This window comes from Georgenia sp. M64 (genome assembly GCF_038049925.1).
Taxonomy (GTDB): Bacteria; Actinomycetota; Actinomycetes; order Actinomycetales; family Actinomycetaceae; genus Georgenia.
In genome coordinates, this window is sequence record NZ_CP145809.1 from 2113008 (window position 1) to 2136867 (window position 23860).

A 23860-nucleotide genomic window follows, 5' to 3' on the forward strand; every position below is an offset into this window, starting at 1 on the left:
TCACCGCACGTGACACAACAAGGGAGAGAACACATGGCTTACAGCGAGCAGGAGATCCTGGCCGGGCTGGCCGAGATCGTCAACGAGGAGACCGGCCTGCCGGTGGACTCCGTCACCCCCGAGAAGTCCTTCACGGACGACCTCGACGTCGACTCCCTGTCGATGATGACGATCGCCACCCTCGCCGAGGAGAAGTTCGAGGTCCGCATCCCCGACGAGGAGGTCGGCAACCTCAAGACCGTCCAGGACGCCGTCGCCTACATCAACGGCGCCCAGCAGGCCTGACCTCACCGGCCGGGGCGTGCCCACCGCGCGCCCCGGCCGTGGCTCGGCCAGCACCGCACCGCACCGCCCCCGCACAGCCCGAAGGAGCACCCGCATGGCAGCGACCACCGTCGTCGTGACCGGCCTCGGCACCACCAACCCGCTCGGCGGGGACGTCGCGTCCACCTGGTCGGCGGTCCTCGCCGGCAAGTCCGGCGTGCACACGCTCGACAACGACTGGGCCGAGCGCTACGAGCTGCCCGTCAGCTTCGCCGCCGAGGTCGCGGTCAAGCCCGAGGACGTCCTGCCCCGGCCGCAGCTGCGCCGCCTCGACCCCTCGGCCCAGTACGCCATGATCGCCGCGCTCGAGGCCTGGGCGGACGCCGGGAGCCCCGAGGTCGACGGCGAACGCCTCGGCGCCGTCGTCGGCTCCGGCATCGGCGGGGTGTGGACCATCCTCGACGCCTGGGACACCATCAAGGACAAGGGGGCCCGGCGCGTCATGCCGCTGACGGTGCCCATGCTCATGGCCAACTCCCCCGTCGCCAACATCTCCGTGCGCTTCGGCGCCAAGGCCGGCGCCCACGCCCCGGTGTCCGCCTGCGCGTCGGGCGCCGAGGCCATCGCCTACGGGGTGGACATGATCCGCTCCGGGCGGGCCGACGTCGTCATCGCCGGCGGTGCCGAGGCCGCGATCCACCCCATGCCGCTCGCCTCCTTCGCCAAGATGCAGGCGCTGTCCACCCGCAACGACGACCCGGAGGCGGCCTCGCGCCCCTACGACGTCGACCGGGACGGGTTCGTCATGGGTGAGGGCGCCGGCATCGTCGTCCTGGAGTCCGCCGAGCACGCCGCCGCCCGCGGCGCCCGCGTCCACGCCGTGGTCGCCGGGGTCGGGATGTCCGCCGACGCCTTCGACATCGCCCCGCCCGACCCCACCGGTGCGGGCCAGGAGCGTGCCATGCGCATCGCCCTGGCCGACGCCGGCCTGGACGGCTCCGACGTCGTCCACGTCAACGCCCACGCCACCTCCACCCCCGCCGGCGACGGCGTCGAGGCGGGCGCGATCGCCCGGGTCCTGAATGCGGGGGCGTGCGTGTCCGCGACGAAGTCCATGACCGGGCACCTCCTCGGCGGCGCCGGTGCCCTCGAGGCGGTCCTCACGGTCCTGGCGGTGCGTGAGCGCACGGCCCCGCCGACGATCAACGTCGACAACCTCCAGGAGGGCCTGGATATCGACCTGGTGCGCGGCGAGCCGCGCGCCCTGCCCACCGGCCAGGTCGCCGCGCTCAACAACGCGTTCGGCTTCGGCGGGCACAACGTGGCGGTGCTGTTCGCCTCCGCCTGACGCCGGTCACACAGGGGCGCCCCGGGAGACCTCCCGGGGCGCCCCTCGTCACGTCACGCGCCCGTCGGCCGGCCGCCCGAGCACCGGGAGCACGCCATGGTGCCGTGCGGCCTGCCCAGCGTCCCGACCGCCCCGCCTCAGCCGACCCGGTGGAGCCACCGCACGGGGGCACCCGCACCCGCGTACCGGAACGGCTCGAGCTCGTCGTCCCAGGCCTGGCCCAGCGCCAGGTCGAGCTCGTGGCGCAGGCGCAGGGGGTCGCCCGCGTGCTCCAGCGCCGCGCGGACACGGTCCTCGGGCACGACCACGTTGCCGTGGGTGTCCGTCTGCGCGTGGAAGATCCCGAGCTCGGGGGTGTGCGACCAGCGTCCGCCGTCGCAGCCCGGGCTCGCCTCCTCGGTGATCTCGTAACGCAGGTGGGTCCATCCGCGCAGCGCCGATGCCAGACGCGCCCCCGTGCCGACCGGGCCGACCCAGGAGTGCTCGGCACGGAACAGGCCGTCGGCGGCCGGCTGCACCGTCCACTCCATGGTCACGCGCGCGTCCAGCACGGTGCCCGCCGCCCACTCGACGTGGGGGCACAGCGCCCGGGGCGCAGAGTGCACGAAGATGACGCCGCGGGTGAAGGCACCACTCATGTCGACTCCTCCTGGTTGGTTTCGAGGTGCGTCTTCCCCAACGACCTCGGTACCTCACAGGCAGGTGTTCGCGCGGCGAACAGCGCCATCATGCCGTACGCGGCGCCGCCCGCGCCACACGTGAGCTCGGCGAGCCGCACGGGGCGCCCGGCTCACGTCGGCCCGCCGAGCCGTACCGGGGCGCCGCCCGTGCACGCGTGAGCCCGCCGCGTGCACGGCTCTGCTGACCGGCCCGTGAGCTCAGAGCAGCTCGCGGACCGCCTTCATCGCCTTCTTCCGCACGGCGGGCTCGAGCCGGTCGAGGTAGAGCTTGCCGTCGAGGTGGTCGACCTCGTGCTGGAGGGCGCGGGCCATGAGCTCCTCACCCTCGACGACGACCTCCTTGCCGTCCAGGTCGATGCCCTCGACACGGGCGTACCAGGCGCGCCGGGTGGGGAACCACAGCCCGGGGACCGACAGGCAGCCCTCGTCGCCGTCCTGGAACTCGTCCTCGGAGAGCTCGACGATGCGCGGGTTGAGGACGTAGCCGATCTCGTCGTCGATGTTCCAGGAGAACGCCCGGAGGCCGACGCCGATCTGGTTGGCCGCCAGGCCGGCGCGCCCCTCGGTGTCGACGGTCTCGAGGAGGTCCTCCACCAGGGAGCGGACACGGTCGTCGATGTCGGTGACGTCCTCGCAGGGGGTGCGCAGGACGGGGTCACCGACGGTACGGATCTCACGCATGGCCATGGGGTCATCGTTTCACGATCCGCCGCACGTCCCGCACGACGGCGGCCCGAGTGCCGGGCGTGCCGGCGGGGAGTTCGTCTCACCCCCTGCCCAGCGCGACGAAGGTGTGAGAGCCTGGAAGGCATGCCCGGACTGCTCCGCATGGTGCGCCGTGGTGCCGTCACCGTCGTCGGCGCCACGGTCCTCGTGGCGGGGCTGCTCATGCTCGTGCTCCCCGGCCCGGGCCTGCTCGGCACGGCCGCCGGCCTGGCCATCCTCGCCACGGAGTACGCCTGGGCCCGCAAGCACGTCCACCACGTGCGCCGGCGCGCCCACGACGTCACGGCGCTCGCCGGGGCGAGCCCGCTCAACACCGCCGTCGCGATCGGCTTCGGCGCGGTCCTGCTCACGGTGGGCACCGTCGCCGTCGTCGCGCCGGACCTCATCCCGTTCGCCGGCGTAGGGGTGGGCGTCGGGCTCCTCCTCAGCGGCACGGCCATCGTCGTCGGCACGGTCGTCGGCTACCGCGAGCGTCTGCTCGCACTGCGACTGCGGCGCGAGGCCGAGCGGCACGGCATGACGCTCGGCGCCCCCTCGCAGCTGTCCGAGGAGCGCTGACCCGCTCAGGGCCCTAGGCCTCTGGTGCGCGCAGCAGTGCGCCGGGCACGCTGGACCCAGGCTCGTCGGTGCGACCGGGCCGGGGAGGGAGAGATGGCCGAGCTGCCCGCCGGGGCCGCCGCCGCGCTCCCCGGGTCCTCCAGGGCGGGGACTGCCGAGACCCGACTCTCGGCGACCGTGCCGGCCGGGACGGTGCCTGCTGGAACGGTGCCTGCTGGGACGGTGCCTGCCGACACCGGGCTCACCGCTGCCGAGGTCGCCGAACGGGTCCGGGCCGGCCAGGTCAACCGCACGAGCGAGCGACCCAGCCGCACCGGCGCGCAGATCCTCCGGGCGAACCTCCTCACCCGCTTCAACGTCCTCCTCGGCGCCCTGCTCGCGGTGATCCTCGTCGTCGGGCCCCTGCAGGACGCGCTCTTCGGGATCGTCATCGTCGCCAACGCCGCGGTGGGGATCGTCCAGGAGCTGAGGGCCAAGCGCACGCTCGACCGCCTCTCGGTGCTCGAGGCCCCCGTCGCGACGGTCGTGCGCGACGGCGCCACCACCCCGGTCGGCGCCGCGGAGGTCGTGCTCGGGGACGCGGTGGAGGTCCACCGCGGCGACCAGCTCGTCGTCGACGGGCCGCTGCTGCGCGCGGAGGGCCTGGAGATCGACGAGTCCCTCCTCACCGGCGAGGCCGCTCCCGAGCCCCGTGGGGTCGGCGAGACGGTCCTGTCGGGCAGCTTCGTCGTCGCCGGGTCGGGCCGGTACCGCGCCGACCGGGTGGGCGAGAACGCCTACGCCGTGACGCTGGCGGCCGAGGCCCGGCGGTTCACCCTCGTGGCCAGCGAGATCCGCGACGCGCTCGACCGCGTGCTCCGGGTGATCACCTGGGTGCTCGTCCCCACGGCGGTGCTGCTCGTGGCGACCCAGCTCCTCGTCGAGCAGGAGTCGCTCGCGACGGCGGTGCGCTCCTCCGTCGCGGGTGTCGTCGGCATGGTGCCCGAGGGGCTGGTGCTGCTCACCTCGGTGGCGTTCGCCGTCGGGGTCGTCCGGCTGGGTGCGCGCGGGGTGCTCGTCAAGGAGCTGCCGGCCATCGAGGGGCTGGCGCGGGTCGACGTGGTCGGGATCGACAAGACCGGCACCCTCACCGAGCCCGCGATGTCGGTGGCCGCCGTCGTGGCCTTCGGCGACGGCCCGGCCGAGGAGGCGCTCGGGGCCGTCGCCCACGCCGACGCGAACCCCAACGCCTCCACCCTCGCCCTCGCGCGCGCCTTCCCCGCGCCGGACGGGTGGGTGGTGACCGACGAGGTGCCGTTCTCCTCGGCCCGGAAGTGGAGCGCGGTCACGGTGGCCGGGCACGGGACGTGGGTGCTGGGTGCCCCCGAGGTGCTCCTCCCGCCCGGTGCGCCGGCCGTGGCCGAGGCGGAGCGGCGGGCGGGCGCCGGGCAGCGGGTGCTGCTCCTGGCCCGCGCCGGCGAGCTCCCCGGGACGCCGACGACGAGCGAGCTCCCCGGGACGCCGGCGGCGGGCGAGCTCCCCGGGACGCCGGCGGCGGGCGAGCTCCCTGCCGGAGGGACGGTGCGGGCCGGGGGCACGGACCGACAGCCCCCACGCGCGCTCGTCGCCGTAGCTCTCGTCGCCCTGGCCGAGCGGGTCCGCCCCGACGCCGCCGCCACGCTGCGCTACTTCGCCGCCGAAGGGGTCGAGGTGAAGGTCATCTCCGGCGACAGCCCGCGGACCGCCTCCGCGGTGGCCGCCCAGCTCGCCCTGCCGGGGGCGGACCGGCCGGTCGACGCCCGTACCCTCGGACCGGACCTCGGCGACGCCGTGGAAGGCGCAACCGTCCTGGGCCGGGTGACGCCGCAGCAGAAGCGGGACATGGTCCGGGCGCTGCGCGGCCGCGGGCACGTCGTCGCCATGACCGGCGACGGCGTCAACGACGTCCTGGCGCTGAAGGAGGCGGACATCGGCGTGGCCATGGGCAGCGGCGCGCCGGCGGCCCGGGCGGTGGCCCAGCTCGTGCTCATGGACGACCGGTTCGATGTCCTGCCCGGCGTCGTCGCGGAGGGCCGCCGTGTCATCGCCAACATCGAGCGCGTCGCGCACCTGTTCCTCACCAAGACCGTCTACGTCGCCGTCCTGGCCCTCGCGGTCGGGGTGGCCCAGCTGCCGTTCCCGTTCTTCCCGCGGCACCTCACCGTCGTCTCCACCCTCACCATCGGTGTGCCCGCTTTCTTCCTCGCCCTGGCACCGAACCTCGAGCGCTCCCGGCCCGACTTCCTCGGCCGGGTGCTGCGTTTCGCCGTGCCGGCCGGGACCGTCGCGGCGGCGGCGACCTTCGGCGGCTACGCCCTGGTGCTCGGCGCCGGCCTGGGCGTCGGCGCCGCCCGGACGACGGCGACGGTGGTCCTCCTCGGCGTCGGCCTGAGCGTCCTCACCCTGCTCATGCTGCCGCTGCGACGCTGGGAGGTGGGCCTCGTCGCGGCGCTGGCCGGCACGTTCGCCGGGCTCATGCTGGTGCCGTGGACGCGGTCCTTCCTCGCCCTGACCACCCTGCCGCCGCGGGCGTGGGCGGTCGCCGGCTCCCTCGTGCTCGGGGCCGGGCTCGCGCTCGTCGGCGTGCACCGTCTCGCCCATCGCGAGCCCCCGCCCGCCGGGGTGCCGCCGGCGGGGCCGGCCCGTCAGAGCCGGGCGAGGGTCTCCGGGTCGGCCGAGCCGCCGTAGTACCGGTCCAGCACCGCGGTGAACGCCGGCTCGCCCGGAGCGGCGGCCGCGAACAGCGTCATCGACGACCGGAGCTTGACCGCGTCGATCCCGCCGAGGAGGTCCTGCGCCGTCGGGGCGGGGCTCGCCGCGACGGTCCGCGCGCACGCGACCAGACGCGGTCCCAGGACCGGGTGCCGCAGGTAGGCCCGGGCCTCGGCCAGGGAGGCGATGGCGTACCGCCGGGCCGTCTCGCTGCGGCCGAGCCCGGCGACCTGCGGGAAGACGAACCACATCCAGTGCCCGGTCTTGCGTCCGCGTGCCAGCTCGGCCAGGGCGGCGTCGTAGGTGTCCTCCTGGGCCCGGACGAACCTCTCGAGGTCGTGCCCGTCGCTCATCGCGCCCCCGTCGCTCATGACGCCCCCGTCGCTCATCGCGCCCCCGCCGCTCATGACGCCCCCGTCGTGGTGTGCCTCGGGGACGCAGCCCGCAGCCCGGAGCGCAGGAGCTCGCCCGCGCCCGGCGGTGCGCCTGCCGCGTCGAGCCCGAGGAGGGCCGCGCCGAGCACCGGGGCGGTGTCCACCACACGCACGGACGCCGACGGCGCGCGGTCGGCCAGGCCCGCCTCGACCGCCCCGAGGAGCAGCGGGTCGCGGGCCGCGAGGACCCCGCCGCCGAGGACGACGTCGGCCTCCCGCTGCAGCAGCCCGAGCCGGCCCAGGGCGGCGGTGGCGAGGAGCACCACCTCCTCCGCCATGCGCCGCACGACGGCGACGGCGGCGCGGTCCCCTTCACCGGCCACCCGCAGCAGCACCGGGGTCAGCCCGAGCAGCCGGTCGGCGGGGATGTCGCCCAGGTGGATGCCTGCGACGACCTCCGCGACCGTCGTGACGCCGAAGTACCCGGCGACGGCGTCGCGCAGGGCGGTGGGCGCTCCGCGGCCGTCCTCGGCCCGCACCGCGAGCCAGAGCGTCTCCGCGCCGAGGTCCGCCCCGCCGCCCCAGTCGCCCGAGAGCCGCCCCAGCGCGGGGAACCGGGTGACCGCGCCGCCGGCGGCCACGCCGACGGCGTTGACGCCCGCCCCCACGACGACGGCCACCGCGTCGGAGGCGTCGGTCCCGGCACGCAGGAGAGCGAAGGTGTCGTTGTCGACCACGACACGCCGCGCCCAGCCGGCTGCGCCGATCCGGTCGCGCAGCGCGGCGGTCTCGTCGGGCAGGTCCGCCCCGGCCAGGTAGAACGCCCCGTGCTCGGCCACCGGGCCGGCCGCCGGGTCCAGGCCCGCGTCGGCGGCGACGCGCGCCACGAGCTCACCGATCACGCTCATGGTGGTGGCCATGCCCACGCTCTGGTGGCACGAGCCGCCACCCCGCGCGCAGGCCAGGACCGTCCCGTCGTCGGCGACGAGGAGGACGTCGGTCTTGCTGTTCCCACCGTCGACGGCCAGGACGCTCACGTCAGCCACCGCAGGTGCTCGTGGTTCGCGGCGAGGAGGAGGTCGGTGAGCCGGTCGGCGGTCTCCGCCTGACCGATCAGCGGGTGGGCGAGCAGGGCGCGGAAGACGCGGTCCCGCCCGCCGCGCAGCGCGGCGTCGAGCGCGAGGCTCTCGTACGCGCTGACGTGCGCGACGAGACCCGCGAGGAGCGGGTCGAGCGGCGCCACGGGCTCGGGCACCACGCCTCCGGCGCCGACCCGGGCGGGCACCTCGACGACGGCGCCGTCGTCGAGGAAGGGGAACGTGCCCGCGTTGCGGAGGTTGACGACCTGGACGTCGCGCCGGTCGCCGACGAGGGAGGCCATGAGGTCCACGGCCGCCTCCGAGTAGTAGGCGCCCCCACGCCTCTCGAGCAGGGCGGGCTTGCGGTCGAGCGCGGGGTCGGCGTAGAGGTCGAGGAGCTCCCGCTCGATGGCGGCGACCTCCTCGGCGCGCGAGGGCGTCGTGCGCTGCTCACGGACGACGGCGTCGTGGTCGTAGAAGTAGCGCAGGTAGTACGAGGGCCAGGCACCGATGCGGCGCAGCAGGGCGGCGGGCAGGCCGGACCGCTCGGTGAGGACCTCGGCGCCCTCGTCCAGGAGGGCCGGCAGGACGTCGGTGCCGCCGACGACGACACGCCGGGTCCACGTGAGGTGGTTGAGCCCCACGTGGTCCAGTCTCACGTCGGCGGGGTCCGCCCCGAGGTGCGCGGCGACGGCGCGCTGGTTGCCGATGGCGACGTTGCACAGGCCCACCGCGCGGTGCCCGGCGTCGAGCAGCGCCCGGGTGACGATCCCGACCGGGTTGGTGAAGTCGACGACCCAGGCGTCCGGCGCCGCCCGGGCCCGGACCCGCTCGGCGATGTCGAGCACCACCGGGACGGTGCGCAGGGCCTTCGCCAACCCCCCGGTGCCGGTGGTCTCCTGCCCCACGCAGCCGCACTCGAGCGGGAGGGTCTCGTCGACGGCGCGGGCGCGCTGCCCGCCGACACGCAGCTGGAGGAGGACGACGTCGGCCCCGTCCACGGCGGCGTCGAGGTCCGCCGTCGCGCTCACCGTCGCCGGGTGGCCCTGGCGGGACAGGATGCGCCGGGACACACCCGCGACAAGGTCGAGGCGCTCGTGGGCCGGGTCGGTCAGGGCGAGCTCCTCGACCGCGAGCACGTTCCCCAGCCGTGCGATCCCGTCGACGAGCTCCGGGGTGTACGTCGACCCGCCGCCGACGACCGCGACCTTCACGTCGTTCTCCTTCCGCGGGACGGCCGGGCGCCGCGACCCGGGACCAGGGTGGCACGACGCCCGGCCGTCGTCGTCCTCACAGGTCCCGCTGCGCCAGCTCGCGGAAGTCGTCCGGCACACCGCCGGTCCGGCCCAGCGTCGCCGGGAGGTAGCCGACGGCGTCCTTGCCGAACCGGGCGCGCGCGGCGTCCATCGACCGGTCGAGCGCCCACCGGGCCGAGCCGGTGGCCGAGCCTGGCCGCCACGGGTCGGGCGGGGGAAGGGGCAGCTCGAGCTGGATGGACGGCTGCGCGGCGAGGTTCGACACCGAGATCGCCAGGAGGGTGATCTCGACGGCGCCGTCCTGGTCGTCCAGGGCCTGCCGGACGAGGCGCTCGGCCACCTCGGTGAGCGTGAGCGTCGACGAGACCGGGGCGGCGAGGGTGAGGGAGCGGGTGACGGCCCGCATGCCGGCGAACCGCACCCGCACCGTGACCGTCCGGCCGGCACGGTCCTTGGCGCGCAGACGCCCGGCGACCCGCTCGGCGAGGTGCGAGAGCACCGAGCGGACGAGCTCCGGCGTCGGGGCCCGCCGGCCGAGCGCGGACTGGGCGCCGACGGACCGGGCCCGGGACGACGTCGCGACCCGGCGCGGGTCCTCGTCCAGCGCCAGGGCGTGCAGCGTCCCCCCGGGGCGCCCGAGAAGACGCTCGAGCATGGGACCCGGCGCGGCCGCGAGGTCGCCGATGGTGCGGATGCCCCGCTCCGCCAGCTGCTGCTCCGTCACCGGGCCGACCCCCCACATGAGGGCCACCGGCAGCGGGTCGAGGAAGGCACGCTCCTGCCCCGGCTCGACGACGACGAGCCCGTCGGGCTTGGCCACCTGCGAGGCGACCTTGGCCAGGTGCTTGGTGCGGGCCGCACCCACCGAGATCGCCAGCCCGACCTCCGCGCGCACCCGCCGCCGGATCAGCGCCCCGATCGACGCGGGCGGGCCGAAGAGGTGCACGGCTCCGGAGACGTCGAGGAAGGCCTCGTCGACGGAGATGCGCTGCACGAGGGGCGTGACGTCACCGAGGATGTCCATGACGCGGTCCGCCAGCGGCTGGTACCGCGCGAAGCTGCCGCGGACGAAGGTGAGGTCCGGGCACAGGCGGGCCGCCCGCCAGCCCGGCATCCCGCCCTGCACGCCGAAGGCCTTCGCCTCGTAGGACGCCGCGAGCACCACCCCGCCGCTCGGGCTGCCGCCCACCGCGATCGGCCGGCCCCGCAGGGCCGGGTCGAGCAGCTGCTCCACCGACGCGTAGAAGGCGTCGAGGTCGGCGTGGAGGATCGTGGCTCCGTCGGGCACGTACTCAGACTAGACGAACAGGTGTTCGAGTGTCGAGGACGGCTCCTACCTCCGCCCGGCATCCTCGTGACGCCGAGCGACGTCCGGCCCCGAGTCGGGATGCCAACGGTCGACTACCGGTGAGGTGCGTGCCGAAGCAGCGCCGCCCCGTGGGGCGCGAGGCGCACGAGCAGGGCCGCGGAGCCGGGTGCGACGCCTCGGGTGTCCTCGCTCTGGCGGGCCACCGACGTGGCGGTGACCGGCTCGCCCGTCCACAGCTCGCGGACCTCCCCGACGAGCCGGCCGTGGGCGGTCACCGGCAGCCCGACGTCCCCGGCGTCGAGTGCGACCGCGAGCTCCCCGGCGCCGAGGTTGAAGGCCGCCACGTAGCGCACCTCGTCGTCCCCCTCGGCGGTCCACAGCACCAGCGGACCCTCGCGGAAGACCTCACGGTTGCCGCTCGAGCGGGCGTGTACGGCGAGGACGTCCGGGTTGGTGAACAGCGCGGTCGTCGCCGGGTCCGTCGACGGCAGGTCCCCACCGATCATCAGGGGCGAGCGGGCGATCACCCACAGGGTCATGAGGCTGACCCGCTCGGCGGGCGTGAGGGCGTCGTCGCGCGGCTCGCCCCGCTCGGCCCGCAGGCCGATGCGTCCCAGCGGCAGCATGTCGCCGTCGGGCCAGCCCCGCTCCCCCGCGAACGGCGCCCACCGGGCGAACCGGGCGAAGTTGCCCTCGACGTCCTCCCACCGGTCCCACAGGTCGTCGCAGATGCGCCACATCGTGGCGTGCTCGCGCAGGTGGCCCACGCGGGTCAGGGAGAGGTCCCGCCCCGGCGAGAGGCTCAGGTCGATCGCGCGGCCCGACCGGTCGATCGCCCGGGCGTAGGCCGCGATGTCCGCCGCCTGGTACGGCCACAGCATGTCGTCGGCCTTGATGAGGTCGACACCCCACCGGGCGTACAGCTCCAGGGTGGAGTCGTAGTAGGCCTGGGCGGCCGGGTGGTCGTGGTCGAGCCCGAGCATGTCCGGGTTCCACTCGCACACGTTCGTCGGGTCGGCGACGTCGGCGGCGGTGGCGCCGCCACCGCCGAGCACGGGCGTGGCCCGCTCCACCGCCAGGCGCGGGATCCCCCGCATCGTGTGGATGCCCAGACGCAGCCCGAGCGCGTGGAGGCGTTCGGCGAGCGGCCCGAAGCCCGCCCCGCCGGCGGCGCTGGGGAAGCGCCCCGGGTCCGGGAGGAGGCGGCCGTGGTCGTCGAGGGCGAGCGGCGCGCCGGCGTTGTACCCGTGGGCACGGGCGGTGGGGTCGGACCAGTCGATGTCCACGACGACGGTGTCCCACCCGTGGGGCAGGAGGTGCTCGGCCATGAACGCGGCGTTTGCCATCACCTCGGACTCGGTGACGGTCGTGCCGTAGCAGTCCCAGCTGTTCCACCCCATCGGCGGGCGCGGGACGGGTCGGGTCGCCATGCGGGATCCTCTCGAGGTGGTCCGGCGTGCGGATGGGCGGCATCGCGCCTTGGCATGCGGAGGGCGCAACCGCGACTGCGGTGATGCGGGAGCTCAGCAAACCGCTCTTGACGCGACAGAGAATGAAGCACCTTAACCAGACAGCTCGAGAACCGGTCTCTCGGCCCCTCCGGACGGCCGCGGTCAGTCCGGGCTGTTGGGCGTCGGCGGTGAGCCGGGCGCTCGGATCGCGGTCTTGCCGATGGGGGTGCCGTGGCGGTCGAGGAATCGCCAGTGGGTGGGGTGGCGTTCGATGGTGATGTGTTGGGCGTGGACGTGGTCGTGGTGGTGCCAGCACAGCAGGATGGCGTTGGTGATGTCGGTGGGGCCGTGGTGGGCGTACCACCAGAGGTTGTGGTGGATCTCGCCCTCGCCGGGTGGGGCGTCGCAGCCGGGGTACTGGCAGTGGCGGTCGCGGGCGATGATCGCCCTCGTTTGGGCGGTGGTGAAGAGGCGTTCCTCGCGGCCGACGTCGAGGATCTCGGCGTCGGGGCCGAAGATGACGCGGTGGACGGCGCTGGCGCAGGCCAGGCGGGCGAGGAGGGTGAAGGGGATGGGGGTGTTGTCGGCCAGGGTCGCGGCCTCGACCCCGGCCAGGACGCCCGGGTCGAGGTCGGCGGTGATCCGCGCCAGGACGTCCGTGTCCTGACCGCCGCCCGCGCCGACGTCACCGGCACCGGCACCGGTGCCGGTGCCGGGATCGCTCTGCCCGGCGCCGCGTGAGCCGCTGGCGCCGTCGGCGCCGCCGGCGGAGGCGGCGGTGAGGGCGAGGAGGGTGTCCAGGGTGGTGGTCACGGCCAGGTGGGGGCGGATCCGGGCGGTGGGTTGGAGGGTGCCGGAGTCCAGGGCGAGGTGGGTGATGCCGTTCAGGGCCGCGGCGCGGCGTTGGGCGGGGGTGCGGGTGTCTCCGGCGGGCGGGACGCCGGTGCGGGCGGTCAGGGCTTCTTTCAGGGCGGTGGCGTTGGCGGTGGCGAGGAAGCCGCGCAGGAGGGACCCGCCGGGGACGTCGGAGATGAACAGCTCCTCCCGGTCCAGGTCATCGGCGTAGGAGCGGTCGGCGGCGTCGGGGTCGGTGCGGATGGCCCAGTGGGCGACCAGGCGGGTGAACCGGGCCACGTCCAGGCCCGCCGCGCAGCCGACGAGGAACTCCTCACCCATCTCGGGGTCGGCCAGCTGCGCCACCCGAGCGGGGGTGTCGGTGGCGTGGCGGATGAGGACACCGACGTGCTCGTCACTGATGTCCCCGGCCGCCAGGGCCGCCGCGGCGGCGGGCAGGACGTCGCGCAGGGCCCGGGCGGTACGCACCCGCCGGGCGGCGGTCGCGGGGTGGGCGCCGGTGATCTGGCGCACCCAGGCGGGCAGGGTCCGGGCCCCGCCGGTGGCCCACCGCCCGTCGGCGTCGACCGCGGCCAGGACCCTGGCCTCCAGGCCCGCGACCTGACGGCGGACCCGCTCCAACGCGCCGGCGGTCTCGGCCAGGGCGGTGAACGCCACCCCGTGCACGTCCACCTCGGCCAGGGCCGCGCACGCGGTGAGCAGGTCGCCGACCCCGGCCGCCAGCGCGGTCCCGGGATCGACCACCGCCTCCGCCGCCACCACACACCTCCAGGGCACACCGCCCCCGTCTCCGGGGCATCCAATACGAGTCAGCTACCTGGCCCCTAATTTATCGAACGCCCGTACAAGGAAGCAATACCCACGACTTGTGTAAATGAATTTGTGGATAACCCCGAATGTCCACAGGGCTGGATGGCAGGCTCAGCGGCATGGGGCGGCCCAGGCCGGACCGGCACCAAGCCGGGCGACGGTCATCGTCGCCGGCGGGCGCCGCCCACCTGCAGTCCCGTTGTCCTACGTACCGACACGGCCACCCAGCGTGGCTCGACGCCGTCGGCGCCCCGTGAGCCGGATATCCCCGCACGAGCCGCATTTCCCCCACGAGCCACACTTCCCGCGCGAGCCACATTTCCCCGCACGAGCCACAATGCGCCTCGTCGGGTCGAGCCACGAATTCACCGGCAGGCTGTTCCTTCGACCGGCACCACGAACCCCTCGATGACCACCCGGCCCCACCGCCCTATCGAAGACTTTCCTCCGCGATGTCGCACCACAGGGGATGCCGACTGTGCGCGCATCCCGTCGCTCCGCGCCGTGCTGCACCTCAGACAGCCCTGTGCCGCAGAACACACTTGCGCTCCGGGCCGAGCGCCGTGTAGTTTCCTCCCCGACAGGCAGGGTTGCCTGAAGGATTGTTACTCGGCGACGAGGCAAGACCTGAGACGCACGCACGTGCGGCTCGGGTCTTTTTTTGTGCCCGGGGACATGGACAGAGAGGTCTTGAGATGGGATCCGTGAACTATCGGACGTTGGCCGAGGACATCCTCCAGGAGGTCGGCGGCGAGCAGAACGTGACGAGCGCTACGCACTGCGCCACCCGCCTGCGGCTGAAGCTGCGCGACGAGAGCAAGGCCGACAAGGCCGCCATCGAGAAGCTCCCCGGGGTCATCACCGTGATGCAGGCCGGCGGCCAGTACCAGGTGGTCATCGGCAACAACGTGCCGACGGTCTACGCCGAGCTCGGCAAGATCTCGAAGCTGACCGACGACGACCACGCCGGCGCCGACGCCCCGGCCGGGGGCAACATCTTCAACCGCTTCATCGACCTCATCTCCTCGATCTTCCAGCCCGTCCTGTGGCCGCTCGCCGGAGCGGGACTCCTCAAGGCCTTCCTGAGCATGGCCAACCAGTTCGGCTGGCTCGCGGCCGAGTCCCAGACCAACGTCATCCTGGCTGCGGCCGCCGACGCGCTGTTCTACTTCCTGCCGATGTTCCTGGCGATCACGTCCGCCAAACGGTTCCGGACCAACCAGTTCACCTCGATGGCCATCGCAGGCGCCCTCGTCTACCCGTCGATCGTGGCACTGGCCACCGCGGGCGAGCCCGTGGCCTTCGCAGGGGTGCCGGTCGTCATGATGAACTACACGAACTCGGTCATCCCGATCATCGTGGCGGTCTGGCTCCAGAGCCACCTCGAGCGCTTCCTCGCCAAGGTCCTCCCCGACGCGATCCGCAACTTCAGCGTCCCGCTGCTGACCATCCTCGTCATGGTCCCGCTCGTGCTCATGACGGTCGGACCGGTCACCACCGCCGCCGCCGAGGCGATCTCCTCGGGCGTGAACGCGATCTTCGGCGTCGCGCCGTGGCTCGCCGGCGCCATCCTCGGCGGTTTCTGGCAGGTCTTCGTCCTGTTCGGCCTGCACTGGGGCCTCGTCCCCGTCATGATCAACGACCTCAGCACCCAGGGCTTCTCCATCCTGTCCGGACCGCTCGTCGCAGCAGTGCTCGCTCAGGCAGCCGCCGCGCTCGCCGTGGCGATCAGAAGCCACAGCGCCGCACGGCGCGAGGTCGCGGCGACCGGCTCCCTTTCCGGCTCCTCGCCGGCGTCACCGAACCGGTCATCTACGGCGTCAACCTGCCGCTGAAGAAGCCCTTCTACTTCGGTATCGCCGGTGGCGTCGTCGGCGGCGCCATCGCGGCCGCCGGCGGCAGCGCGGCCAACGCGTTCGTGTTCCCGTCCCTGCTCGCCCTGCCCGCGTACGCCCCCATCGGCAACTTCGCCCTGCAGCTCATCGGTACCGGCGCCGCCATCGCGATCGCTTTCTCGCTCACCTTCCTCTTCGGTCCCCGCGAGTCCGCGGACGCCGTCGCTGCCACTCCCTCCACGGGAGGCGCTCCCGTGCCCGCCGTCCCGGGAGCCACCTCGGGCGCCGCCCAGGCCTCCACCGTTACGCTCACCGGCGTCGTCGACGTCCTCTCCCCCGTCGCCGGCCGCGCCGTGCCGCTCGCCGAGGTGCAGGACAAGGTGTTCTCCTCCGGTGCGATGGGGCAGGGCGTGGGCATCGTGCCCTCCGACGGCCGCATCTACTCGCCCATCACCGGCACCGTCCAGGTGGCGATGAAGACCGGACACGCCTACGGCATCAAGTCGGCCGAGGGCGTCGAGGCCCTGGTCCACATCGGGATCGACACGGTCAAGCTCGGCGGCCGCGGCTTCACCGCGGAGGTCACCCGCGGCCAGCAGGTCCGCGCCGGCGACCTCATCGCCGTCGTCGACCGCGACGTCGTGGCCGAGGCCGGCTACGACCTCACCACGGTGCTCGTCGTGACGAACACCAAGGAGCTCACCGCGGTCGTCCCGGTCGCCGGCGGCACCGTGGCCCACGGCGACCCCGCCCTGACCGTGCAGGTCTGAGACAGATGACCCACTTCCCGACGACGACGGAGCGCACCGTGACCACCACCTTCCCCGCCGGCTTCCTCTGGGGCGGCGCCACCGCGGCCAACCAGGTCGAGGGCGCCTACGCCGAGGGCGGCAAGGGCCTGTCCATCCAGGACGTCCTCCCCCGGGGCATCCAGACGCCGCCCACCGAGGCCCCCACGCCGGACAACCTCAAGCTCGAGGCAGTGGACTTCTACCACCGCTACGCCGAGGACATCGCCCTGTTCGCCGAGATGGGGTTCAAGGTCTTCCGTCTCTCGATCGCGTGGAGCCGGATCTTCCCCAACGGTGACGACGACACCCCCAACGAGGAGGGCCTCGCCTTCTACGACCGGGTCCTCGACGAGCTCGAGCGGCACGGCATCGAGCCCCTCGTCACCATCAGCCACTACGAGACGCCGCTGCACCTGGCTCGCGCCTACGGCGGGTGGACCAACCGCGAGCTCATCGGGTTCTACGAGCGGTACTGCCGCGCCCTCTTCGAGCGCTACGGCCACCGGGTGAGGTACTGGCTGACCTTCAACGAGATCAACTCCGTCCTGCACGAGCCCTTCCTCTCCGGCGGCATCCCGACGCCGAAGGACCAGCTGAGCGAGCAGGACCTGTACCAGGCCATCCACCACGAGCTCGTGGCGTCCGCGCGCGCCACCAGGCTCGCCCGCGAGCTCGCTCCCGGCGCCCAGGTCGGCTGCATGATCCTCGCCATGCCCACCTACCCGCTCACCCCGGACCCGGCCGACGTCGTCGCGGCCATGCAGGCGGAGCACGCCAACTACGCCTTCGGTGACATCCACTGCCGGGGCGAGTACCCGGGCTACCTGCTGCGGTACTTCCGCGAGCACGGCATCGAGCTGGACGTCACCGACCAGGACCGCGAGGACCTGCGGCACACGGTCGACTTCGTCTCGTTCAGCTACTACATGAGCCTGTGCGAGACCGCCGACCCGGAGAAGAAGGTGGCCGGACGCGGCAACATCATGGGCGGCGTCCCGAACCCGACCCTCGAGGCGTCGGAGTGGGGCTGGCAGATCGACCCGCAGGGTCTGCGCGTCGTTCTCAACGACTACTGGGAGCGGTGGCAGAAGCCGCTCTTCATCGTGGAGAACGGCCTCGGCGCCGTCGACCAGCTGGTCGAGGTGGACGGCACGCCCACCGTCGTCGACGACTACCGCATCGCCTACCTCGACGACCACCTCGTGCAGGTGGGCGAGGCCCTGGCCGACGGCGTGGACCTGCTGGGCTACACCACGTGGGGCTGCATCGACCTCGTCAGCGCGTCGACCGCTCAGATGAGCAAGCGCTACGGCTTCATCTACGTCGACCGCAACGACGACGGCACCGGCAGTCTGGAGCGGTACCGCAAGAAGTCGTTCCACTGGTACCGCGAGGTGATCGAGACCAACGGTGCGATCCTGGGCCGTGCCGACGACGTGGCCCCGGCGCTGCAGCGCTGAGTCCAGTGCGGTGAGGGGTGGCGGGGCCGGACGGTTCCCGCCACCCTGGGCCTGAGGAGAGGAGGTGGGCGTGGAGATCCTGCGGGTGTTCAACAACAACGTGGTCCTCGCCCGCACCGACGCCGGCAGCGACGTCATCCTCACCGGCCGCGGGCTGGGCTTCCAGGCGAGGCCCGGTGACACGGTCGACCAGGACAAGGTGGTGCGCGTCTTCGTGCCCGAGGACGGCCGCGACCCGGACAACTTCGGTGCGCTCATCTCGGCGATCCCGCCCGAGCTCCTCCTCCTCGCCGACCAGGCCCTGGCCGCCTCGGACGCCGGCTCCGGCCGGCGGGCCAGCTCCACCACGGTCGTCGGCCTCGCCGACCACATCAGCTTCGCGCTCGAGCGCCTGCGCCAGGGCATCGAGATCGAGTACCCGCTCCGGGCGGAGGTCGCGCACCTCTACCCCCGGAGCTCGCGACCGCCGGCCGCGTCCTCGAGCTCGTCAACGCCCGGCTCGACGTGCCCCTCCCCCCGGAGGAGGCCGTCCCGATCGCCCTGCACCTGGTCAACGCGGGGTTCGCCACCGGTGACCTGTCGCAGACCTACCGTATGACCGGCGTCTTCGCGCAGCTCTTCGACGTCCTCGAGCAGACGTACTCCCGGCCCTTCGACCGTGACACGGTCAACGCGGCCCGGTTCATCACGCACCTGCGGTACTTCTTCGTCAGGGCGCACACCGGACGTCAGCTCGACGACGGCGCGGGCCGGCTCGGCACCGCCATCCGGGGCGCCTACCCCGAGGCCTACTCGACGGCGCTGAAGCTCCAGGCGGTCCTCGAGCTCCGGCTCGGCCAGCCCCTCACCGAGGACGAGGTGACGTACCTGACGCTGCACGTCGCACGCATGGTCGACGAGGTCAGAGCCTGATCGTGCCCGCGCCCGCCGCCGACGCCCCTAGTCTTGGCCCCGGACAAGGACGCCCACCCGAGCGGAGCCGATGATGCAGACGTACCTCTACTTCTCACTGGTGCCCGAGGCGCTGATCGCCTCCCAGCTCCCGCCGGAGAAGTTCGGGCAGTACTACGCCACGGGGTACGGCTACAAGTCCAAGGGTCAGGCGATCTTCTTCGACGTCGACCCCGCGCGGCTCGGGGACTTCTTCGACCTCGAGGCGGCGTTCGAGCGGTGCGTCGCCCACCCCGACGGCCGCCCCAAGAGCTCGGTGTACGTCTCCACCTACCGGGTGCTCGAGCACGTGCCGGTCGACGCGCTCGGCAGCCTGCACCTCACCACCGCCTACGGCGCCACGCTCGAGCTCGGGCGCAGCGCGGACCTTCCGCCCGCCGGTGACGGTCTGCACCTGTACAAGGAGCTCGCCCCGGTGACCAGCCTCGTCGTCAGCGACCAGGACCCGCGCACCTTCTACGAGGGCATCACCGTGGAGCCGTCGAAGTTCGTCCGCTTCCCGGGACTGGCGTTCGTCGAGCTCGAGCTCGGCGAGCTCGCGAGCGACCCCGCCCGCGGCCACGTCGCGGACCTGCCCTACCACAACCTCCACCACCTCCGTGAGGCGCTGCTCGAGGTCTCCCAGCCCGACAAGTCGACGAAGATGGTCGAGCGGGTGCCGTCCGGGGAGTTCACCTACCGCACCGTCAAGGACGGCAGCGGGTTCTACTTCGGCAACGGCGCCGACCTTGCGTTCTACCCGATGCCCTCGCACCACGACCTCCGGCAGGACCACCCGCTGTGGTGGCGGTCCGCGAACCAGTGAGGCACGTCCACCGCGTGCGCGACGAGCACCGGGTGCGCGACGAGCACCGGGTGCGCGACGAGCACCGGGTGAGCGACGAGCACCGGGTGAGCGACGAGCACCGGGTGAGCGACGAGCACGGCGTGAGCGACCACCACCCGGGCCGGGCGGCGCCGGTGCTCGGGCTCCGGAGGCGCCGGTGAGGCAGCAGCACGGATGAGGGTCGCGATCGCGACGTGCACGGCCGTGCCACCGGGCTTCGACGACGACGAGCGCCTCGCCGAGGAGCTCGGTCGCCGGGGGATCGACGTCGCCAGGATCGCCTGGGACGCGCCGGGCACCCGCTGGGACACCTTCGACGCCGTCGTCATCCGGTCCACGTGGGACTACCCGCCCCGGCGGGCCGAGTTCCTCGCGTGGGCCGACGCCGTCGGCGCACGCCTGCACAACTCCCCCGCGCTCGTGCGGTGGAACAGCGACAAGCGCTACCTCGCCGACCTCGCCGCGGCCGGGATCCCGGTCGTCCCGACGACGTTCGTGGCTCCCGGCGAGCCGCTGCCGCAGCTGCGCGGCGAGGTCGTCGTCAACCCGAGCGTCTCGGCCGGCGCACGCGACACCGGCCGCTTCTCCGAACGCACCCACCACCTCGCCCGCGCGCTCGTGGCGCGCGTCCAGGCCGGCGGCCGGACGGCGATGGTCCAGCCCTACCTCCCCGCAGTGGACAGCCGCGGCGAGACGGCGGTGGTCTGCATCGACGGTGAGCCGCTCCACACCCTGCACAAGCACGCCGTCCTGCGGGCCGACGAGGTCGCTCCCGTGCGCGCCGACGACCTCGGTGCCGCCGAGGCGATGTACGACCCGGACCTCGTGGTGCCGGGCGAGGCGGAGCCCGCCGAGCTGGACCTCGTGGGCCGGGTCCTCGAGAGTGTCACCGCCCGCTTCCGCGGCGCCCCGCTCTACGCACGGGTCGACATGGTCCGGGCCGAGGACGGCGCACCGGTGCTGCTCGAGCTCGAGGCGGTCGAGCCGAACCTCTACCTCGACGTCGCACCGGAATCCCTCGGCCGGGTCGCCGACGCGATCGTCTCGCACGCGGCGGCCCTGCCCGGCTGAGCCCGGCCGCCCGCCGTCCGGTTCCGGTTGCGGCGCGCCCGCCCGGCCCTAGCATCACAGTTCTCACGTGAGCGCGCCGGGGCGGCCGGCCACCTCGTGGACCGGACAGGGGGACCCGTGGCTTCGACCACTCGTGCAGGTGACGACGTCCCACCTCGGCGGCGCCGCTCGCCCGTCGGGGCGCTGCTGGGGTTCCTCATCGGGGTCGTGGTGACCACCGTCGTCGCCGTGGTCCTGCTCGGCATCGGCGTGGCCGGCGTGGGTGACGCCGAGGAGGCGATGGGCCCGACGCCGACGCCGACGCCGACAGCCGACCCGACGCCGCGCCAGGAGGGCGCGTCCGGTCCCGTGCCGGCCGCCTGCCTGGAGGCCGCGGAGTACAACCAGACGCTCAACGAGGCCCTGGACGAGATCGCCGTCGGCGTCCGCGACCAGGACGCACGCACGCTGCAGGAGGCGCTGGACGCCGTGCAGGACGCCCGGCCTGGCTCGGAGGCGGCGTCGCAGGAGTGCCAGGACCTCGCCGGGACCGACGGCGCCACGGATGAGGCCACGGCCGGGACCACCGGCGAGGAGACGGCCGGCACCACCGACGAGGAGACGGTCGGGACCACCGACGACGAGACGGCCGGGACCACCGACGACGAGACGGCCGGGACCACCGACACGGAGACGGCCTCCGACGGCGCCGGCACGACCGGCGACAGGGAGAGCACCGCGGGCGCCACCGCCGAGCCGACCGACTCCGCGACGCGATGAGCGAGCCGAGCAGGGTCGCCCGGCGCCGGGGCCTCGCGGAGCGCCTGTGGTACGGCTACGCGCGACTCATCGTCGCGCTGCGCTGGTTCGTCATCGTCGGGTGGGTGGCGGCGGCGGCCGCGGCGATGATCCTGCTCCCACCCCTGGGGACCACCGCCGACGACCTCGAGGCCCTGGGCGCCGACGACGCCAGCTTCGCCGCCGAGAAGCGCTCCGTCGAGCTCTTCGGCTTCCCGCTCCTCAGCCGGGTGGCGATGGTCCAGCACGACCCGGCCGGGATGACGACCCTCGCGCAGGCCGAGGGCGTCCTGCGCGGCATCGCCGTCAACCAGGACGCCTACGACACCGCGCTCCTCGGCGCCATCCCGATCCCGAACGCCGGTGGCGCGTTCCCCGGCGCCCAGGAGGAGGACACCGCCGTCATCACGTTCCTCTTCGCCGAGCCCACCGCCAGCTTCTTCGAGCAGACCGACGTCGCGAAGCAGTTCGCCGAGGACCAGCTCACCGATGCCGAGGACGCGTACGTGGGTGTGACGGGCTCGATGCCGGCCCGCGCCGCGCAGGGCCGCGTCGTCAACGCGTACGTGCCCGTGGTCGAGCTGACCACCCTCCTCGCCGTCCTCACCGTCGTCGCGCTCACGTTCCGCTCGCTCGCGGCGCCCGCCGTCACGCTCGTCTCGGTCGGTGCGGCGGTCGGGTTGACGATGGGCGTCGCCGGCTCGGTCGCGGAGGCCCTGGACTTCTCCGTCCCGGCGGACCTGCGCCCGCTCATCGTGGCGCTGCTGCTCGGCGTGGTGACCGACTACTGCATCTTCTACCTCTCGGGCCTGCGGGCCCGGCTCGCCGAGGGCCACGACCGGCTCGAGGCCGCTCGGCTGGCGACCGCGTCGTTCACCCCGATCGTCACCGTCGCGGGCCTCACGGTCGCCGCCGGGACCGCCTCGCTCGTCGTCGCCGGGTCGGCGCTCTTCAGCGGCTTCGGGCCCGGGCTGGCCGTCACCGTGCTCACCGGGGTGGTGGTGGCGATCACCCTCGTCCCGGCGATCCTCGCGGTGCTCGGCCCGCGCGCGTTCTGGCCGAGCGACATCCGCCTCGCGCTCGAGCGCGAGGCCGGCCGCCAGCGCTCCTCCGCCCTGACGTCGACCGTGACGCACCGCGGCTCCGCCGTCGTCGTGGCCGCCCTGTGCATCGCGGGGCTCGGCCTCGCCGCCTCCCAGGTGCGCCACATGGACCTCGGCCTCGGGTTCGTCCAGTCGCTGCCCGCCGACAGCGAGGTCGCGCGCGCCGCGGAGGCCGCCGGCGAGGGTTTCGCGCCCGGGATCGTCTCCCCCACCGAGCTGCTCGTCGAGGGCGACGGCGTGGGCGAGGACGAGGAAGCGGTTTCCCGTCTCGGCGAGGCGCTGCAGGCGCAGCCGGGCGTGGCCGGGGTCCTCGGTCCCGGTGACTCCGCCGCCGCGGACGACCTCGGCGTGCTCGTCGCCGAGAGCGGCGACGCCGTGCGCTACCTCGTCGTCCTCGACACGACGCCGCTCGAGGCCACCGCGATCGACAACCTCCGCGGTCTGCGCGAGAGCATGCCGGAGCTGACCGCCGAGGCCGGGCTCGACGGCGTCACGACCAGTCTCGCCGGCGACACCGCGCTCGCCGACGGGATCGTCAAGGACACGACCGACGACCTCCTGCGCATCAGCGTCGCCGCGCTGGCCGTCAACCTCCTCATGCTCGTGATCTTCCTCAGGGCGCTCGTCGCGCCCCTGTACCTCCTCGCCTCGAGCGTCCTCGCCCTCGGCGCCACCCTCGGCATCACCGTCATGGTCTTCCAGGGGGTGCTCGGGCACGACGACCTCACCTTCTACGTGCCCTTCGCCGCCGCCGTGCTCCTGCTGTCCCTCGGCTCGGACTACAACATCTTCGCGGTGGGACGGGTCTGGCAGCTCGCCCGCGACCGCTCCCTGCGCGACGCGATGCTCGCCGGGGTCCCCCAGTCCACCCGCGCCATCACGGCTGCCGGCCTGGCCCTTGCCTCCAGCTTCGGGCTCCTCGCCCTGGTGCCGCTGCGCCCGTTCCGCGAGCTGGGGTTCGTGCTCGCGGTGGGGATCCTCATCGACGTGTTCGTCGTGCGGGCGCTGCTGGTGCCGTCGCTGCTGACCATCGTCGGCACGGTGAGCAGCTGGCCGTCGAGGCGCCTGCGGCGACGGGAGCCGCAGACGTCGGCGGCGGCGCCACCCGCGCGGGAGAGGTAGCGGACCGCCCGGACCACGGCAGGCCGACGTCCGCCACCCGTCCGCGCCGCCATACCGCGGCAGAGCCCGTCGGCGCGGTCATACCGCGGCGGAGCCCGTCGGCGCGGTCATACCGCGGCGGAGCCGTGCCGGCCCGAGCACTCCGGGCAGCCGGACACGCTCGGCTGAGCCCGTCACCCGGGAGGAACGCAGGAGCCCCGTCGCGCAGCGTGCGCGACGGGGCTCCTGCGTCAGTCCGGCCGTCAGAAGATGGAGTACTCGCCCAGGCGGTCGATCTGCTCGACGCTGTGGGCCGTCTCCAGGATCCACTCGAGGTACGTGGTCATTGGTGCCTCCAATCGAGGTGCTCAGCAGGAACGGTTCGAAGAACACGCCCTTGGGCACCCCGACCGGGCTATCACCCGGCAACATCCAGGATACGGGGCCGGACGTTGATGAGCGGGCGAAGGCCGGGTGACCTTGTTCATGTGCGCGTGTGGTGGAA

22 protein-coding genes are annotated in these 23860 nt (G+C 73.7%); 14 read left to right on the forward strand and 8 right to left on the reverse strand.

Going from position 1 to position 23860, the window contains the following annotated elements; all coding sequences use genetic code 11:
* The first annotated feature begins 33 nt into the window (after nucleotides 1-33).
* Together AAEM63_RS09595 and AAEM63_RS09600 are read left to right on the forward strand one after the other, a co-directional pair.
* The gene (locus AAEM63_RS09595; RefSeq protein WP_123919147.1) at nucleotides 34-285 is read left to right on the forward strand and encodes an acyl carrier protein; all 252 of its coding nucleotides are present in this window, start codon (nucleotides 34-36) and stop codon (nucleotides 283-285) included.
* Between the two features lie 94 nt (nucleotides 286-379).
* Entirely contained in the window at nucleotides 380-1612 is a 1233-nt protein-coding gene (locus AAEM63_RS09600; RefSeq protein WP_341358052.1) for a beta-ketoacyl-ACP synthase II, read from the forward strand.
* Nucleotides 1613-1749: 137 nt separating this feature from the next.
* On the opposite strand, the gene AAEM63_RS09605 is transcribed toward AAEM63_RS09600, so the two are convergent.
* Both AAEM63_RS09605 and def read right to left on the reverse strand, forming a co-directional pair.
* Nucleotides 1750-2250, reverse strand: a complete 501-nt coding sequence (locus AAEM63_RS09605; protein WP_123919151.1) for a DUF3145 domain-containing protein — start codon at nucleotides 2248-2250, stop codon at nucleotides 1750-1752.
* Between the two features lie 240 nt (nucleotides 2251-2490).
* Entirely contained in the window at nucleotides 2491-2979 is a 489-nt protein-coding gene (gene def / locus AAEM63_RS09610; RefSeq protein WP_341358053.1) for a peptide deformylase, read from the reverse strand.
* 123 nt (nucleotides 2980-3102) lie between these two features.
* Here def and AAEM63_RS09615 point away from each other — a divergent pair, with 123 nt between their 5' ends.
* Together AAEM63_RS09615 and AAEM63_RS09620 are read left to right on the forward strand one after the other, a co-directional pair.
* A complete protein-coding gene (locus tag AAEM63_RS09615) occupies nucleotides 3103-3576 on the forward strand; it encodes a PGPGW domain-containing protein (RefSeq protein WP_341358054.1) in 474 nt (157 codons plus the stop codon).
* Between the two features lie 93 nt (nucleotides 3577-3669).
* Nucleotides 3670-6282: an HAD-IC family P-type ATPase gene (locus tag AAEM63_RS09620; RefSeq protein WP_341358055.1), complete on the forward strand. Its 2613-nt coding sequence runs from the start codon at nucleotides 3670-3672 to the stop codon at nucleotides 6280-6282.
* Here the strand turns inward: AAEM63_RS09620 and AAEM63_RS09625 are convergent.
* The 6 genes from AAEM63_RS09625 to AAEM63_RS09650 all read right to left on the reverse strand — a co-directional run bounded on the left by AAEM63_RS09625 (nucleotide 6240) and on the right by AAEM63_RS09650 (nucleotide 13389).
* Nucleotides 6240-6659 (reverse strand): DUF1810 domain-containing protein, encoded by a 420-nt coding sequence (locus tag AAEM63_RS09625; protein ID WP_341361351.1) that lies wholly within the window; start codon nucleotides 6657-6659, stop codon nucleotides 6240-6242. The genes AAEM63_RS09620 and AAEM63_RS09625 overlap by 43 nt on opposite strands.
* A 50-nt stretch (nucleotides 6660-6709) precedes the next feature.
* Nucleotides 6710-7717, reverse strand: a complete 1008-nt coding sequence (locus AAEM63_RS09630; protein WP_341358056.1) for a BadF/BadG/BcrA/BcrD ATPase family protein — start codon at nucleotides 7715-7717, stop codon at nucleotides 6710-6712.
* A complete protein-coding gene (locus tag AAEM63_RS09635) occupies nucleotides 7714-8973 on the reverse strand; it encodes a 6-phospho-beta-glucosidase (protein WP_341358057.1) in 1260 nt (419 codons plus the stop codon). The genes AAEM63_RS09630 and AAEM63_RS09635 overlap by 4 nt, the downstream gene beginning before the upstream one ends.
* Nucleotides 8974-9049: 76 nt before the next feature.
* Nucleotides 9050-10303 (reverse strand): DNA polymerase IV, encoded by a 1254-nt coding sequence (gene dinB, locus AAEM63_RS09640; RefSeq protein WP_341358058.1) that lies wholly within the window; start codon nucleotides 10301-10303, stop codon nucleotides 9050-9052.
* A gap of 113 nt (nucleotides 10304-10416) precedes the next feature.
* A complete protein-coding gene (locus tag AAEM63_RS09645) occupies nucleotides 10417-11754 on the reverse strand; it encodes an alpha-galactosidase (RefSeq protein ID WP_341358059.1) in 1338 nt (445 codons plus the stop codon).
* Nucleotides 11755-11937: 183 nt separating this feature from the next.
* Nucleotides 11938-13389 carry a DUF222 domain-containing protein gene (locus AAEM63_RS09650; protein WP_341358060.1) on the reverse strand — a complete coding sequence of 484 codons (1452 nt, stop codon included), beginning with the start codon at nucleotides 13387-13389 and terminating at the stop codon, nucleotides 11938-11940.
* A gap of 746 nt (nucleotides 13390-14135) precedes the next feature.
* On the opposite strand from AAEM63_RS09650, the gene AAEM63_RS09655 reads away from it, so the two are divergent.
* The 10 genes from AAEM63_RS09655 to AAEM63_RS09700 all read left to right on the forward strand — a co-directional run bounded on the left by AAEM63_RS09655 (nucleotide 14136) and on the right by AAEM63_RS09700 (nucleotide 23376).
* Nucleotides 14136-15275 (forward strand): PTS transporter subunit EIIC, encoded by a 1140-nt coding sequence (locus AAEM63_RS09655; RefSeq protein WP_341358061.1) that lies wholly within the window; start codon nucleotides 14136-14138, stop codon nucleotides 15273-15275.
* 83 nt (nucleotides 15276-15358) lie between these two features.
* Nucleotides 15359-16045 (forward strand): PTS glucose transporter subunit IIA, encoded by a 687-nt coding sequence (locus AAEM63_RS09660; RefSeq protein WP_341358062.1) that lies wholly within the window; start codon nucleotides 15359-15361, stop codon nucleotides 16043-16045.
* A 5-nt stretch (nucleotides 16046-16050) separates the two neighbouring features.
* Nucleotides 16051-17526: a glycoside hydrolase family 1 protein gene (locus tag AAEM63_RS09665; protein ID WP_341358063.1), complete on the forward strand. Its 1476-nt coding sequence runs from the start codon at nucleotides 16051-16053 to the stop codon at nucleotides 17524-17526.
* A 64-nt stretch (nucleotides 17527-17590) separates the two neighbouring features.
* The gene (locus tag AAEM63_RS09670) at nucleotides 17591-18124 is read left to right on the forward strand and encodes a CAT RNA binding domain-containing protein (protein ID WP_341358064.1); all 534 of its coding nucleotides are present in this window, start codon (nucleotides 17591-17593) and stop codon (nucleotides 18122-18124) included.
* Nucleotides 18121-18438: a PRD domain-containing protein gene (locus tag AAEM63_RS09675; protein WP_341358065.1), complete on the forward strand. Its 318-nt coding sequence runs from the start codon at nucleotides 18121-18123 to the stop codon at nucleotides 18436-18438. The genes AAEM63_RS09670 and AAEM63_RS09675 overlap by 4 nt, the downstream gene beginning before the upstream one ends.
* Before the next feature lie 70 nt (nucleotides 18439-18508).
* Nucleotides 18509-19282, forward strand: a complete 774-nt coding sequence (locus tag AAEM63_RS09680; RefSeq protein WP_341358066.1) for a hypothetical protein — start codon at nucleotides 18509-18511, stop codon at nucleotides 19280-19282.
* A gap of 14 nt (nucleotides 19283-19296) precedes the next feature.
* Complete coding sequence (locus AAEM63_RS09685; RefSeq protein WP_341358067.1) at nucleotides 19297-19464, forward strand: hypothetical protein; 168 nt, start codon at nucleotides 19297-19299, stop codon at nucleotides 19462-19464.
* 13 nt (nucleotides 19465-19477) lie between these two features.
* A complete protein-coding gene (locus AAEM63_RS09690) occupies nucleotides 19478-20374 on the forward strand; it encodes a hypothetical protein (RefSeq protein WP_341358068.1) in 897 nt (298 codons plus the stop codon).
* Between the two features lie 117 nt (nucleotides 20375-20491).
* A complete protein-coding gene (locus tag AAEM63_RS09695) occupies nucleotides 20492-21133 on the forward strand; it encodes a hypothetical protein (protein ID WP_341358069.1) in 642 nt (213 codons plus the stop codon).
* Nucleotides 21130-23376, forward strand: coding sequence for an MMPL family transporter (locus tag AAEM63_RS09700; RefSeq protein WP_341358070.1), 2247 nt, complete (start codon nucleotides 21130-21132; stop codon nucleotides 23374-23376). Before AAEM63_RS09695 ends, AAEM63_RS09700 begins: the two co-directional genes overlap by 4 nt.
* The last annotated feature ends 484 nt before the right edge of the window (nucleotides 23377-23860 follow it).